At 70.2% G+C, this 14,232-nt stretch carries 14 protein-coding genes; 4 read left to right on the plus strand and 10 right to left on the minus strand.

The window, feature by feature from the left end:
* Positions 1 to 202 precede the first annotated feature (202 nt).
* The gene (gene ribB, locus PARJ55_RS21880) at positions 203 to 886 is read left to right on the plus strand and encodes a 3,4-dihydroxy-2-butanone-4-phosphate synthase (RefSeq protein WP_051416233.1); all 684 of its coding nucleotides are present in this window, start codon (positions 203 to 205) and stop codon (positions 884 to 886) included.
* Positions 883 to 2,322, plus strand: coding sequence for an FAD/NAD(P)-binding protein (locus PARJ55_RS0110475; RefSeq protein ID WP_036714023.1), 1,440 nt, complete (start codon positions 883 to 885; stop codon positions 2,320 to 2,322). The genes ribB and PARJ55_RS0110475 overlap by 4 nt, the downstream gene beginning before the upstream one ends.
* Here PARJ55_RS0110475 and PARJ55_RS0110480 read toward each other — a convergent pair.
* Complete coding sequence (locus PARJ55_RS0110480) at positions 2,308 to 2,628, minus strand: hypothetical protein (protein ID WP_028712995.1); 321 nt, start codon at positions 2,626 to 2,628, stop codon at positions 2,308 to 2,310. The two genes, PARJ55_RS0110475 and PARJ55_RS0110480, sit on opposite strands and share 15 nt — an antisense overlap.
* Entirely contained in the window at positions 2,612 to 2,878 is a 267-nt protein-coding gene (locus PARJ55_RS0110485) for a hypothetical protein (protein ID WP_230378813.1), read from the minus strand. Before PARJ55_RS0110485 ends, PARJ55_RS0110480 begins: the two co-directional genes overlap by 17 nt.
* Before the next feature lie 141 nt (positions 2,879 to 3,019).
* On the opposite strand from PARJ55_RS0110485, the gene PARJ55_RS0110490 reads away from it, so the two are divergent.
* Positions 3,020 to 3,493, plus strand: coding sequence for an Lrp/AsnC family transcriptional regulator (locus tag PARJ55_RS0110490; RefSeq protein ID WP_028712997.1), 474 nt, complete (start codon positions 3,020 to 3,022; stop codon positions 3,491 to 3,493).
* A 33-nt stretch (positions 3,494 to 3,526) separates the two neighbouring features.
* Here the strand turns inward: PARJ55_RS0110490 and PARJ55_RS0110495 are convergent, their stop codons facing one another.
* The 4 genes from PARJ55_RS0110495 to PARJ55_RS0110510 are packed head-to-tail and all read right to left on the minus strand — an operon-like array spanning position 3,527 to position 8,109.
* Complete coding sequence (locus PARJ55_RS0110495) at positions 3,527 to 4,513, minus strand: spore coat U domain-containing protein (protein WP_051476394.1); 987 nt, start codon at positions 4,511 to 4,513, stop codon at positions 3,527 to 3,529.
* Positions 4,510 to 6,912, minus strand: a complete 2,403-nt coding sequence (locus tag PARJ55_RS0110500; RefSeq protein ID WP_051416234.1) for a fimbria/pilus outer membrane usher protein — start codon at positions 6,910 to 6,912, stop codon at positions 4,510 to 4,512. Before PARJ55_RS0110500 ends, PARJ55_RS0110495 begins: the two co-directional genes overlap by 4 nt.
* Entirely contained in the window at positions 6,890 to 7,600 is a 711-nt protein-coding gene (locus tag PARJ55_RS0110505) for a molecular chaperone (RefSeq protein WP_036697653.1), read from the minus strand. The genes PARJ55_RS0110500 and PARJ55_RS0110505 overlap by 23 nt, the downstream gene beginning before the upstream one ends.
* Positions 7,601 to 7,614: 14 nt before the next feature.
* Positions 7,615 to 8,109 carry a spore coat U domain-containing protein gene (locus tag PARJ55_RS0110510; protein ID WP_198019345.1) on the minus strand — a complete coding sequence of 165 codons (495 nt, stop codon included), beginning with the start codon at positions 8,107 to 8,109 and terminating at the stop codon, positions 7,615 to 7,617.
* Positions 8,110 to 8,799: 690 nt separating this feature from the next.
* On the opposite strand from PARJ55_RS0110510, the gene PARJ55_RS0110515 reads away from it, so the two are divergent.
* Entirely contained in the window at positions 8,800 to 9,102 is a 303-nt protein-coding gene (locus PARJ55_RS0110515) for a GNAT family N-acetyltransferase (RefSeq protein ID WP_028713002.1), read from the plus strand.
* Between the two features lie 154 nt (positions 9,103 to 9,256).
* On the opposite strand, the gene PARJ55_RS0110520 is transcribed toward PARJ55_RS0110515, so the two are convergent.
* The 4 genes from PARJ55_RS0110520 to PARJ55_RS0110535 form a co-directional block, all read right to left on the minus strand.
* Entirely contained in the window at positions 9,257 to 9,799 is a 543-nt protein-coding gene (locus tag PARJ55_RS0110520; RefSeq protein WP_028713003.1) for an NADPH-dependent FMN reductase, read from the minus strand.
* A 409-nt stretch (positions 9,800 to 10,208) separates the two neighbouring features.
* A complete protein-coding gene (gene glcF / locus PARJ55_RS0110525; protein WP_028713004.1) occupies positions 10,209 to 11,513 on the minus strand; it encodes a glycolate oxidase subunit GlcF in 1,305 nt (434 codons plus the stop codon).
* Position 11,514: 1 nt separating this feature from the next.
* Positions 11,515 to 12,648 carry an FAD-binding protein gene (locus PARJ55_RS0110530; RefSeq protein WP_028713005.1) on the minus strand — a complete coding sequence of 378 codons (1,134 nt, stop codon included), beginning with the start codon at positions 12,646 to 12,648 and terminating at the stop codon, positions 11,515 to 11,517.
* Positions 12,645 to 14,084, minus strand: a complete 1,440-nt coding sequence (locus PARJ55_RS0110535; protein ID WP_371255970.1) for an FAD-linked oxidase C-terminal domain-containing protein — start codon at positions 14,082 to 14,084, stop codon at positions 12,645 to 12,647. Before PARJ55_RS0110535 ends, PARJ55_RS0110530 begins: the two co-directional genes overlap by 4 nt.
* Between the last annotated feature and the right edge of the window lie 148 nt (positions 14,085 to 14,232).

The following is a 14,232-nucleotide window of genomic DNA, read 5'->3' on the forward strand; positions in this document are numbered from 1 at the left end:
CCATGGGCTTTCCCCTCATCGGCATGGGCGGCCGCGGCGACCCGCGGGACAGCGGCGAACCCCTCGCCCACCCGGCCAAGCCCCAAGGCTTTCCGGACGAAATCCGGGATGCCGTCCTGCCCCGCGCCATGCAGGCAGGGTTTTTTCACGACAATGCGCCAAGGCTGCCCGGCCTTGGCGAAACCGAAGGCAGGAGGTCTCCATGACCGTGAAAACCCCGGAACGGCTTGACGCGCATGTGCGGGCCGCTATCGCCGATATCGCCGCCGGGCGGCTGGTCATCGTCACCGATGACGAGGACCGCGAGAACGAGGGCGACCTGATCGGCGCCGCCGCGGCCATGGGGCCGGCCGAGGTGGCCTTCATGGTGCGCCACACCACCGGCATCCTCTGCGCGGCCATGGACCCGGCACGCTGCGCCGGCTTCGACCTGCCGCCCATGGTGCAGGGCAACCAGGACCCGAACGGCACCGCCTATACCGTCAGCTGCGACGCGGCGGCCTGCGGCACCGGCGTCTCGGCCCAGGACCGGCTGCTGACCCTGCGCACACTTGTCGGGCACCCTGATCCGGCGGCCCTGCGCCGGCCCGGCCACATGTTCCCGCTGCGCGCGCAGCCCGGCGGCGTGCTGGCCCGGCCCGGCCACACCGAGGCCGCCTGGGAGCTGGCCAGCCGCGCGGGCCTGCCCGGCGTCGGCGTGCTGGCGGAACTGGTCAACGACGACGGCAGCATGATGCGCGGCCCGGCGCTGCAGGCCTTCGCCAGCCGCCACGGCCTGCGGCAGCTGGCGATTACCGAGCTGATCGCCTGGCGGCTGGCCGGCGAAGGCGCCGCGCCTCTCGCAGGCCAGGCCGTCCCGGACCCGATGATGGATGAGGTCGCATGAAGGATCTGGGCCCGAACCAGCCGGCCGCGGCCATGCCGGTCGTGGCGATCATCGGCGGCGGCTTCAGCGGCGCGACGGTCGCCTGGCATCTGGCGCGCGCCCTGTCGGCGCCCGCCGCGATCCTGGTGATCGAGCCGCGTCCCCGGCTGGGCGAGGGCCTGGCCTATTCGACCGCCGATCCCAGCCATCGCATCAATGTCCCCGCCGCGCGCATGACCATGGACTGCGCCGAGGAGGGCGGCCTCCAGCACTGGATCGAGACCAGCGGCACCGGGCTTTCCCCGGGCAGCCGGGCCGCGAACGGGGCGCTGTTCCCGCAGCGCCGGCTGGTGGCCGATTACGTGAACGCCAACCTGCAGCCCTATCTGGCGACCGGGCGCATCCGTCATCTGCGCGCCCGCGCCATCGAGGTCGTCCGCAAGGCGGGGTTCCGCATCCGGCTGGACGATGGCAGCGAGCTGGCCGCCGACCGCGTGGTCATCGCGACCAGCCATCCGCCGCCCGGCATTCCCCGCGCCCTTGCCGCGCTGTGCGATTCGCCGCGGCTGATCGCCGATCCCTCGGGGCAAGGCCGGCAGCTGGCAGCGGTGGCGCAATCGGCGCGCCAGGTGCTGGTGGTCGGCACCGGGCTGACCTCGGCCGACGTGATCGCCAGCCTCGACCGGCAGGGCTTTGCCGGCCGCATCCTGGCGCTGTCGCGGCGCGGCCTGCGCTCGCGCGGGCATGCTTTCGACTATCCGGAATCGACGGTGGATTTCGCCGAAAAGCCGGCGCGCAGCGCGCTGGAGCTGCTGCGCCGCATCCGCGAGGCGGTGCGGCGCGACAGCGATGCCGGCCTGCCCTGGCAGGCGGCGCTGGACCAGGTGCGTCGCGACGGCCAGGCGATCTGGGCCGCCCTGCCCCAGGCCGAGCGCGGCAAGCTGCTGCGCTGGCTGCGCGTCTGGTGGGACGTTCACCGCTTCCGCATCGCGCCCCAGGTCGAGGAGGTGCTGGACCGGCTGATCGCCCAGGACCGGCTGCGGATCGTCTCCGGGCGGCTGCTGGCCGCGCATGAGGCGCCGGGCGGCATCGAGGTGGACTGGCACGCCCGCCGCGTCGCGCCGCAGAGCGAGCTTTTCGACGCGGTGATCCTGACCACCGGCCCGGCGCATGGCGATATCCTGCAAAGCTCGGCCCTGCTCGACGCCATGGCCCGGGCCGGACTGATCCGCCCCGACCCGCTGGGTCTGGGGCTGGAGGTGACCGATCATTGCCGGGCCGTCGGCGGCGACGGCCGGCCAGTGCCCGGCCTGCTGGTCGCCGGACCGCTGGCGCGCGGCCATGTCGGCGAGCTGATGGGCATCCCCGAAGTCACCGCCCATGCCGAGGCCGTCGCGGCCCGGCTGGCCGAAAGCCTGCCCGCGGCGGCGCCCGCCCGGCGGTCAGACCCCGCGTGAAAGCGCCCTGCGCAAGGCCAGACGCGCCTCGCGCAGCGCCCGGCCCGATTGTCCCGGCCATGGACCCTGCCCCAGCTGGGCCTGCAGCAGCGCCAGGTCCTGTTCGGCGGTCAGCCCCAACCAATCCGCCGGAAGCAGCAGCACCCGCAGCCGGCGCAGGCGCGCCGCATCGCCGGACCAGAGCGCAAACCAGCGCGGCCCGGCCTCGCGCACCGACCACTCGCCGCCGACCGGCGCGGGATGCCGCCGCCTGCTGGTGGTCAGCAGGAAAACCCGGTCGAGGATGCGCTCAGCCGGGCCTGCCATCGCCCGGCCCTCTGCCGTCGCGCCGCGGGGGCTCGACCGGCTCGACATGGGTCCGCCACAGCGTCCGGTCGCGGCCGCGCAGCAATTCGGCGGCCGCATGCCGCGGCGCATGGGTCAGGAAACTCAGCGGCTTGCCGTTCACCCGGGGCACCTCTCCGGTGCGGCGGTCGATCAGCCGCACCTCGAACAGCTGGTCGCCTTCCTTCCGCGGGGCCAGCAGCCCGGCGCCGGAAAACTGGATCATGGTCATGCGGGGCCCTCCTGTCGAAGAATCGCCAAAGCCTGCCTGTCGCAAGTCAACAGTATACACGATCTAACAGATAGACAATATCGTTTATCTTCGGCATAAGGAACGCATGAACTCTCTGCCGGCTGCACAAGGGAAGGAAACATGGCTGACCTGGACCTGATCGACCGCAAGATCGTGGCCGAACTGATGCAGGATGCGACCCTGCCCATCGCGCAGATCGCCGACAAGGTCGGCCTGTCGCAGACCCCGTGCTGGAAGCGCATCCAGAAGCTGGAGGCCAGCGGCGTGCTGACCGGCCGCGTGGCGCTGGCCGACCCGGACAAGCTGGGCTTCGGCATCATCGTCTTCGTCGAGATCGAGGCGCCCAACCATTCCGTGGAATGGCGCGAGGAATTCACCCGCGCCGTCGAGGGCCTGCCCGAGATCATGGAGGCCTATCGCATGGCCGGGCAGATGGACTACCTGCTGCGCGTCGCGGTGCCCAGCATGGAGGCCTTCGACCTGTTCTACAAGCGGCTGACCGACGCGGTGCCGATCAAGAACGTGACCTCGCATTTCTCGATGGAGCGCATCCGCTACACCACCGCCTACCCGGTGGACAGCCGCAACCGCTGACCGGCCCGCCCTCCGTGGCGCGGCGGGCGCGGTTCAATAGGTCACCGTCACCACCACCGTGTCGGAATAGCTGCCGGGCGGCGGCGTGGGCTGGGCCGGGACCCGGCCGAAAACCGTGAAGCCCTGCGCCGCCCCCGAACCCGCCGCGGTCATCGCCAGCCCGTCCGCCAGCTGGCCCCAGCCCAGCGTCCGGCCGGGGTCGCGATAAAGCTGATAGCCGATCCGGTTCCCCGCCAGATCGCGCATCTGCCGGTCGTTCACGCCATTGCCCTGCAGCCCGTAGCCCAGCCCCAGCTGATAGCTCGACCCGGCTGTGCAGGTGACGCGGATCTGGCTGGTGGCGTCGACCGGCTGGTCCAGCAGCCCGGCCGAGCCGAAATCCAGATCATCCGCCTCGACCCGGCAGTCCGGCACCACCTGCGCCCGCACGGTAAAGCTGAAGGTCGCCGTCCGGTCGGTGCAAAGCAGGATGATGTTGCAGGTCCGGTAATCCACCCGCACGTCCAGCGGGTTGCGGGAGAAAGCCGAGGCATAGCTGCCCGGCATCACCCCGCCCTGCCCGCCCGGCACGCGGGCATGGACCGGCACGTTCATGCCCGATCCGGTCAGCAGCGTCAGCACGCTGGCGCCCGTCAGCCGCAGCGGCTGCCCGCCATGGCTGCCGTAACTGCCGCCAAAGACCACGCTGCGGGCCGCATCCTGATACAGCTGGTAGCCCAGCCCGGTCGAGGTGGTGGCGCTGGTCATGCGCCGCATCCCGCCGCCAAGCCCGCCCAGCCCCTCGCCCAGATGGATGCGCATGTCGATCGAGGACAAGAGTCCCAGGAAGGCCGAGCAGTTGATGGCGATATTGCCCGTCGCATCGGTCGGGCCGCCGCCAAGCACGTCGACCGGACCCAGCACGACATCGGTGGCGGAAAAGCTGCAGCTCTGCGCCCGGACCAGACCGGCCGAGGCCAGCAGAAGCAGCAGGGCGAACAGCATCGGGCGCAGCATCGGCGCCAGTCGCGGCGGGGTCACAGGCAGGGCACTCCTCGGATTTCGGTCAGGGTTCCGGGCTGGTCGGCATAGTCGAACTGTGCGGCGCAGCTGCGGCCGTCGGGATAGGAAATCCGGATCTCGTTGCGGTCGCGCAGTCCCAGCGCAAAGACCTCGCCGTCGAAGCCGACCAGCAATTCGCCGTCATCCGCGCCGTTCAGCACCACGCGGCCGCCCACCTCCAGCGGGCGGCCGTCACCGCCGACCAGAGCGATCAGCGCCTCGCGCGCGCTGGCCTCGACACCGAAATCCACCCGGGCCCCGGCGCGATGGGCGGGACGCACCGTCTGCTTCGTCACCCCCACCGCCGCATCCAGCGGCAGGGCGGCCGGGTCGATCGTGACGCTGTTCGCCTCATAGGCGCGCAGGTCCGGCACCAGGATCTTGCCCGAGCGGCCGGTCCGGCCCACGGGGCGATTCTCGGCGCTGACCTCGACGCCCGGCGCGCCGGCATCGACCACCGCGAAGGCGTCGTCGATGCGCCGCGACAGAAACACCCCGCCGCCCGCCACCACGACCGAGCCGTCCAGCCGCAGCCCCAGCCCGCGGCCATGCTGCGACACGCGGGCGCCGACTTCCGCGCGGCCCAGCCGGCCTTCGCGCGCGGCGCTGCCCTGCAGGGCAAGGCGCTCGCCCCGGTCGGCCTGCAGGCGCCAGCTCCATCCCGGCACCCGGCTCTCGCTGCGGCCGCTGGCGGTGGCGTATTGCCGCCAGCCTTCGCGGCGATGCTCGATCATCGTCCCGATATCGCGGCGCGCGCCCAGCGGCACATGCAGCTGCGCGCCGATCACCCGGTCGTCCTGCGCGCCGCGCTGCGCCAGCGCGGTCAGGGTCAGGCTGGCATCGCCCCAGACCTGCCGGTTGTAGGAGGCGCCGATGCTGGTCTCGTCCGGCCCGTCCGCATGGCGCAGGTCGGACAGGAACAGGCTGGCCGCGCTGCCCCGTTCCCGCCCCAGGGGCATGGAAAAGGCCAGCTGCGCCAATCGCCGGGGAAACCCGGCCAGCCCCGGCTCGATCAGGTCGGGATCGGCGGTCAGCGCGGCGATATCAGCAAAGCCGCCGCTGGTCCGCATGACCCGCCCCGAGACCTGCGTCCGGCCGAAGCTCAGCCGGGTCGAAAGGTCCAGCAGGCTGCCCTGCCCCCGGTCCGAGCGGCTATGCGCCAGGCTCAGGCTGGCGGTGCCCAGATGCGCGATGCGGAAGGTCGCGCCGAGGCCGCCCATGGCCAGCCCGCCGCCGCCCTCGGCATGGGCCATCAGCGTCAGTCCGTCGGTCAGGCCGTAGCGCAGCGTCGCCGCCCCGAAGACACCCTCGGCATAGCGGTCGGTGCCGGTGCCGATGCCCAGCCGCGGCCGGCCCGCGGCCAGCGCGAAATCGGCCATGCCCCGGCGCAGCAGCTCGTCCGAGACCAGGAAGGGCAGGTCGATCTGCGTCTCGCGCCCGGTGACATCGCGCACCACGACCCGCGCCATGCCCGCGCCGCCGGCCAGCGGCAGGTCGTCGATGCGGAACGGGCCGGCCGGAACCTCGGCGGCATAGGCGCGGATGGAATCGGCAAAGACCTCGACCGTCGAGGGCAAGGCCGCGCTGCCCTCGAATCCCGGCAGCGGCAGGGTGACCAGATCGGGGCGCAGGCCGAAATTGCGCTCGACCATCAGCCCGCCCAGCCGCACCGGCCGGGACCAGCCGGGACCGCGCGTGGCGATGTCGCCCAGCTGCACCTGCACCGCACGACCGGGAAAGGAGCTGCGCCAGTAACTGTCGAGCCGGCGGTGGCGCAGCGTGCCCGCCTCGTCCTCGGCCATGGCGAAACCGTGGGTCAGCACGCCCAGCGGCATGAACAGCCGCGCGTCGAAACCGCCCGAGACGCTGCGATCCGCCAGGCCCTGCGCGCCCCGCCAGGCGTCGAGGTTCAGCCCGTAGTTCAGCACCAGCCCGTAGCCGTGATCGACCGGCGGGGCCGCGGCCTCTTTCTCTTCTTCCGGCGCGGCATCGGGGGCGGCGCTCAGCACATGCGGGGCCAGCAGAGCGTCGGGAACGACGAAGCGGATGGTCTGCTCCGGCTCGACCAGCCGCCAGCCAAGGCCGGGGATCTGGTCCAGCCGCACCTCGCCCCGCACGGCCGCGGCATCGGGCAGGACGCCGCTGTTGCGCAGCTCGTCGGCATCGGCCGACAGCGCCCCGCCGCCCAGGTCGGTGAACCGGGTGATCAGGTTCATCGGCCGGCCGTTGACGAAGACCTCCAGATAAAGGTCGCGCCCGGTTTCCTCCGTCTGCTGCGCGGAAAGCGGACCGGCCAGCAGGGCGCAAAGCGCAAGGACAAGAAGTCTGCGGGTCAGCGGGTGTCCCCTGCCGGGGCTACCGCGCCGGGACCCGGGCATCCAGCGCCCCGAGATTGGTCGCCGCCCTCAGCCGGGCGCCGCCGCCCAGCCGGCCGGCCTGCGCCACCGGCCATTGCATGGTCGAACCGCCCAGCACATAGCCCACCAGACCCGGACGCGAGACCGAGGCGCCGCTGGCGCCGGTCAGGCGCAGATCGGCCAGCCGCAGCCGGGTGTCGCCGCGGTTCTGCGCCACAAGGAAGGTAGCGCCGCCGGAATTGCGCAGCGACCAGGCGACCTCGGGGCTGCGGGCCCCGCGGCCGGTGAAGAAGACGGGGATGCGCAGCTCGGTGGCGAAGGCGACCGCGCCGCTGCGGCGGCGGCTCTGGTCGGGCACCTCGTTGATGATGATGCGCCAGGCTTCCTCGCCCTTGACCGGGGATTTTGCGGTGCGCACCACGCGGATGGTCTGGGTGGCGCCGGGCGGCAGCCGGGTCGCGGGCGGGCTGACCACCACCTCGCCGCCGCGGCGCAGCTGCTCCTGCCCGCCGGATTGCGTCCAGCGGAAGGCCCGGGCCTGGACGGTGATCGTCTCGCGCCCCTCGTTGCGCAGGGTCAGCGTGGTCGCCGCCCCGGGCGCGGGCACCTCGAGCATCACGGGGGACACCCGCAGCCCCTCGGCGGCGGCAAGGCAGGGCGCAAGCGCCAGCGAGGCGGCCAGAAGGCCGCGACGAAGCAGGTCGAGCATGTTCGGCATTCCGTTCAATAGGTGACCGTCACCGTCACATTGTCGCTATAGCTGCCCGGCGCGGGCGTGGTCTGGGGGATGACCCGGCCATAGATGGTGAAGCTTTGCGCCGCGCCGGTTCCGGTCCCGGCCTGGGTATCGGTGCCCACCGTGTCGCCCCAGTTGGCGGTGCGGCCGCTGTCGCGGAACAGCTGATAGCTGATCGTGTCCAGGCTGGCCGAGCTCATCTGCCGGGTGGTGGTGGTCGCACCCGCCCCCTCGCCTGCGCCCAGGCCGATGTCATAAGGCGTCGAGCTGGTGCAGGCGACCTGCAGTGAGGCGGTGGCGTCGACATTGCCGGTCAGCACGCCCGCATTGCCGAAATCCAGCGTCTCGGTCGAGATGACCTGGCATTCCTCGGTAATGGTGATGCGGACGTCGAAACTGTCCGTGGCGGTCTGCGCCCAGGCCCCCAAGGGCACCAGCACCATGCATCCCGCAAGAGCCGCGCGCATCTTTGTTCCAATCATGGCAATTATCCGTCCGGATAGAAATATTCCTGAAAACAGGCCGCACAATCTTGGGCATTACGTGCTTATTGCACTAAACCTGCAGTTGTTAATACCTATTAACGCGCACCATTAGCGTCAACAGAAAAATATTGCATGGGATGCGGTATTTGAACGCAGGTTGGCGATTATATCCAATTTGTCTTTAACGCCTCGCTTGCGACAATATGCATATATCCGAATATATTTCTTATACACCAATATGTTGCGGGAAAATCCCCGGGCAAATGCCTTCCTTTGGGCAAACCCTTGGCGGAAGCTTTGGCTCGGGACCTGCTCATGTCTTTATGTCTGTTTGGTTGTAAGGTTTTTAACTGCTCTCGCGGCATTCTCCGCGCTCTTGGCCCATATTATACCGCCTTCGGAAGATGATCGAAAAACAACATGAGACCTTCGCCCGCGAATCTGATCGAAAATAAGACGCATTTGTCTGCAAATACCCCCTCGCCCTCCAGTCGCAGCAGGCTGCACCCCAAGGCCAGCCCACCGCCGAGAGCCGTCGCCCTCCGGACCCACCCCGCCCGGCATCATCCGTTCTGATTTTCCGAACGCCGTATCGCGCAATCCGCCGTCTGGACAGAACCGGCGGCGGCAGGCATCCTCGTCGGGACCGGCTCGGACCGGCGGCCGGCTTCGCAGAGGAAGCGCCCGATGACCAAGATCGCCGTGACCAAAGAGAACGACCGCTATGTCGCCCGCCTCCCCGGCATCGCTGCCGAGGGAGAGATCACCTTCACCCGCCGCGGCCCCGGCGTGATCAGCGCCGACCATACCGGCGTTCCCGAAGCCATGGCCGGCCGTGGCGTGGCCAGTGCCCTGCTGGAGTTCATGCTCGAGGACGCGCGGCAGAACGGTTTCCGCATCATCCCGCTCTGCCGCTATGTGCGCGGCCAATATGCTCGCCATCCCGAATGGGCCGAACTGTTCACCACCGCGCCCGGCGAAGACCCCTGAGGAGGAGACCATGGCCAAGACCAGCCCGAACCGATCCAGCTCGGCTCGGCTCGGAGCTGATGCGCAGGGGCGCGCAGCGGTTCCGCAAGGTGCAGCAATGATATTTCCCGCGCCGTGCCGCGCTGATGCGCGAGGGCAGGCTCGGCTGATCCGCCTACAGTTCCGCCGCGAAGCCTGCAAGGAATTTGCGCAGCTGTCCGCGGGTCTTGTCGTCGGTCAGGTTGCCCTGATCGTCGAAGACCGATTCCGCGCGCGACACCATCAGCCGCCCGGCGGTCCACAGCTCGGTCTTGAGCGTCCGCAGCACCGGCAGCCAGTGGTTCTGCGCCAGGATGGTGCCGAAGCCGCCCGGCGAGGCGCCGATCACCGCCACCGGCTTGCCGACGAACATCGCCAGCCCCTCGCCGCGCGACATCCAGTCGATGACGTTCTTGAGCACGCCCGGCACGCCGTTGTTGTATTCCGGCGTGACCAGCAACAGCCCGTCCGCCGCCGCAAGCTGCGATTGCAGGGCGCGGACCGGCCCGGGCAGGCCCGATGCGGCCTCCAGGTCGCCGTCGTAAAGCGGCACGTCGCGGATCGCGCCGATCGGGATCTCCACCCCCTCGGGCGCAAGCTCGGCCGCGGCGCGCAACAGGCCGGCATTGAACGAGGCGCGCCGCAGGCTGCCGCCGAGGCCCAGAATGGTCTTGGTCATCGCTTTTCCTTTCCCAGGTGATGCGGTCAGCCGCTCAACGCCGCCGGGCCGCGGATCGTCGCCCCGGCGGGGAATATTTTTCGGCGGCCTATATGCGGCAGCCGGCCGAGGTAAGGGCCATACCGGTCTGATCCGCGTCGCCAGCCGGTTCGGACCGGCTTCTTCAGCTGTCTCCGCCTGCGCGACATCCGCTAGCGAAGGCACGACCGTCGCCATCCGCGAGCTGCGCTATGAGACCGGCTCGCCAGAGCGGCGGCAAGGCATCCTCGCCCTCGCACTGCTTGACCTGCCAGGCGCCGTTTGGAGGCCGGACAATTCGTCCCCCCTCCGGGCCATCGGGCTCGGAGAAGGCCATGCAGCTCTGCCTGTCGGACCTGTTGCTGCAAGCGCCGGTGGTCGAGGCGCTGCGCTAGGCGCCCCCGTCCCGGTCCTGCAGCGCCCGCGGCTTGGGCCCGCCGGTCGCCCAGTCGAGCAGCTCGGCCGTATGAACCACCGGCACGCCGGTGCCCGAGCCGATCTGCATCATGCAGCCGATATTGCCGGCGCTGATGACCTGGGGGGTCAGCGCCTCCAGCGTCTCGACCTTGCGGCGCTTCAACTCGGCCGAGATCGCCGGTTGCATCAGGTTGTAGGTGCCGGCCGAGCCGCAGCAGATATGCGCGTCCCTGGGCTCCAGCACGGTGAAGCCGGCGGCGGCCAGCAGCTCCTTCGGCGTCGCGCGGATCTGCTGGCCGTGCTGCAGCGAACAGGCGGCGTGATAGCCGACGCGCAAGGGCTCGGCATGGCCGGGCTCGCGCAGGCCCAGATCGGCCATGACCTCGGTGATGTCCCTGGCCAAGGCCGCGACCTGCGCGGCATCGGCCGCCAGCGGGTCATGCGCGAACATATGCCCGTAATCCTTGATCGTGGTGCCGCAGCCCGAGGTGTTGATGACCACGGCGTCCAGCCCCTCGCCCGCCACCTCGGCCATCAGCGCGCGGATATTGGCGGCGGCCATGGCGTGGCTTTCGTCGGTCTTGCCCATGTGATGGGTCAGCGCGCCGCAGCAGCCCAGGCCGCGCGGGATCACCACCTCGCAGCCGTGCCGGCGCAGCAGGCGGATGGTGGCGTCGTTGATGTCGGTGTTCAGCGCCCTTTGCGCGCAGCCGATCAGCAGCGCCACCCGCTTGCGGCGCGGCCCCTCGGCGGCAAAGACCTGCGGGCGGTCGTTCAGGCTGGGCGGCGGGATGTCGCGGGGCGCCATGTCCAGCATGGCCCGCAGCCGCGCATCCGGCACCAGCCGGCGAAACGGCCGCGCGAGCTTCGCGCCCATCAGCGCCAGCCGGAAGCGGCCCGGATAGGGCAGGATGCGCGCCAGAAGCCAGCGCAGCGCCCGCTCGCCCAGGGGACGGCGATAGGTCTTCTCGATATATTCGCGGGCGTGATCGACCAGATGCATGTAATGCACGCCCGAGGGGCAGGTGGTCATGCAGGACAGACAGGACAGGCAACGGTCGATATGGCCGACGGTCTTGGCGTCGGGAACCTTGCCGTTCTCCAGCATGTCCTTGATCAGGTAGATGCGGCCGCGCGGGCTGTCCAGCTCGTCGCCCAGCACCTTGTAGGTCGGGCAGGTCGCGGTGCAAAAGCCGCAATGGACGCAGCTGCGCAGGATCTCGTTGGCGCGGGCGGTGCCGGGATCGGCCAGTTGCTCTGCGGTGAAATTGGTCTGCATGTCACTGATCCATCAGGCCGGGATTGAGGATGCCGGCGGGGTCGAACCTCTGGCGCAGCCCGGCCGAAAGCCGGGCGACGGCCGGGGCCTCGGGCGGGAAGGCCGGGCCGGTGAGCCCGCCGCGCCGCACCAGCGTGGCATGGGGGGCGACCTGCCGCACCGCCTGCGCGCCGCCGGGCCCGCAATACCAGACCAGCCCGCCGCCCCAGTCCAGCGACGCCTCGCCGCCAAGCGCCTGCAGGGCCCGCACTGTCGCCGGTGCGTCGGTGGGCTTGACCAGCACCCGCCAGAGCGGCGCGTCCGAGCCGGCGAAGTGCGCCAGATCGCGCAGGTCGCGCCACAGGGCCAGGGTGGCCTCGGCATCCAGCAGCTCGGTCTCGCGCGGTGCCAGCAGCGCCAGCAGCCGGTCGCGGCGATAATCCATCTGCGGCCCCAGCCCCTCGACCCGCAGCCAGGCGGTGCCGTCGCGGAAGGCCGCGCCCGAGACCTCGAAAGGGGTCGCCAGCGCGGCCGAGAAGATCGCCACCGCCTCCTCGACCGTGACGCCGTGCAAGCCCAGCGTGCAGCGGTCGGGCAGATGCGGCAGGGTCTTCAGCGCCACTTCGGTCAGCACGCCCAGCGTGCCATGCGCGCCGCAAAAGAGCTTGCCCAGATCGAGGCCGGTGACGTTCTTCATCACCCTGCCGCCGTTCTTCAGCACCCTGCCCTGCCCGTCGACGAAGCGCAGGCCCAGAAGGTGGTCGCGGCAGGCCCCGGCCAGCATCCGGCGCGGCCCGCTGGCATTGGCCGCGACCACGCCGCCGATGGTCGGCGTGCCATTGCAGCCCAGCACGCCGCGCATGTCGGCGGGCTCGAAGGCCAGCGCCTGGCCCTCGGCGGCCAGCATCGCCTCGATCTGGTCCAAGGGCGTGCCGGCGCGGGCGATCAGCGTCATCTCGCCCGGCTCATAGGTCACGACGCCCGAGATCGCGGCGGTCGAGAGGGTGTCGCCCGGCAGATGCCCGGTTTCGACCCGCGTGCCGCCGCCGGCAAGGCGCAGCGGCTGGCGGGCGGCGAAACGCTCGGCAATCAGGGCGCCAAGCTCGGCCTCGCTGGCGGGGTTCAGCCCCGCGCGGCTGGGGGTCTCGGGGATCATCGGGTGGCTGCCTCCTCGCGCCAGGGCCGGCTTGCATCCAGAGGGAAGACCTTGGCCGGATTGAGCAGCCAGCGCGGGTCGAAAACGTCCTTGACCGCCATCTGGATCTCCAGGTCGGGGTCGTCATATTGCTTGCCCATCAGGTCGCGCTTTTCGATGCCCACGCCATGCTCGCCGGTCAGGCAGCCGCCGACATCGACGCAAAGCCGCAGGATGTCGTTGCCGAAAGCCTCGGCGCGTTCCAGGTCGCCGGGCTTGTTGGCGTTGAACAGGATCAGCGGGTGCATGTTGCCATCGCCGGCGTGAAAGACATTCGCGACCTCCAGCCCGTGCTGGCGCGAGAGTTCCCCGATCATCTTCAGCGTATAGGGCAGCTGCCCGACCGGCACGGTGCCGTCCAGGCAGATATAGTCGCCCAGCCGGCCCATGGCGCCAAAGGCCGATTTGCGGCCCTTCCAGATCGCCATGGCCTCGTCGGCATTGCGGCTTTCGCGGAACTCGACCGGGTTCAGGGCACCCGCGATCTCGCGGATGCGGGCGATCTGGTGGTCGATCTCGGCGGGCGAGCCCTCGACCTCGACGATCAGCACCGCGGCGCAATCGGGATAGCCGGCATGGGCAAAGGCCTCGACCGCGCGCAGGCAGACATCGTCCATGTATTCGATGGCGACCGGCAGCACGCCCGAGCGGATGATCCGCGCCACGCATTCCCCCGCCACCTCGGCGCCGTCGAAGCCGATCAGCACCGGGCGCGCGCCCTCGGGCCGCGGCAGGATACGCAAGGTGGCCTCGGTCACGATGCCGAGCTGGCCTTCCGAACCACACAGAAGCCCCATCAGGTCCAGGCCCGTCGGCCCCATTTCCGGCCCGCCCAGCTCGACCACCTCGCCGGTCGGCAGCACCACCGTGGCGCCCATCAGGTTGTTGGTGGTGACGCCGTATTTCAGGCAATGCGCCCCGCCCGAGTTCATCGCGATATTGCCCGCAATGGTGCAGGCCAGCTGCGAGGACGGGTCGGGCGCATAGAAGAAGCCCTGCGGCTCCAGCTCGGCGCTGACCGACAGGTTGGTCACGCCGGTCTGCACGCGGATGAAGCGGTTCGCGGTGTCGATCTCCAGCACCTCGCGCAGGCGCAGAGTGGCGATGATGACCGAATCCGCCGTGGGCAGCGCCCCCCCGGCCAGCGAGGTTCCCGCGCCGCGCGGCACCACCGGCACGCGCATTTCGTGGCAGATGCGCATGGCGGCAGCGACCTCTTCGGTCGTGCGCGGCAGCACCACCGCCAAAGGCGGACAGCGATAGGCGGTCAGCGCGTCGCATTCATAGGCGCGCGTCTCCTCGGGGTCCCAGATCACGGCATCCGCGGGCAGCACCTCGCGCAGGGCCGCGACGATCTGCGGCGCGCGCGCAATGATGCCCGCATCGGGCTGGGGCATGGCGATACCGGACAAGCTCTCCTCCCTTGGTCAGGCGGCAGGCGCGGGGCCTGCCTCTTCTTCTTGGTATAATTTTCAGACCATATTCGTCAATCGGTATTTTTCTGGACCGACAGCCTGCCCTATGCTTACATGGCGCAAGTCCGAC

The organism is Paracoccus sp. J55 (assembly GCF_000513975.1).
In the GTDB taxonomy this organism is placed as follows: Bacteria; Pseudomonadota; Alphaproteobacteria; order Rhodobacterales; family Rhodobacteraceae; genus Paracoccus.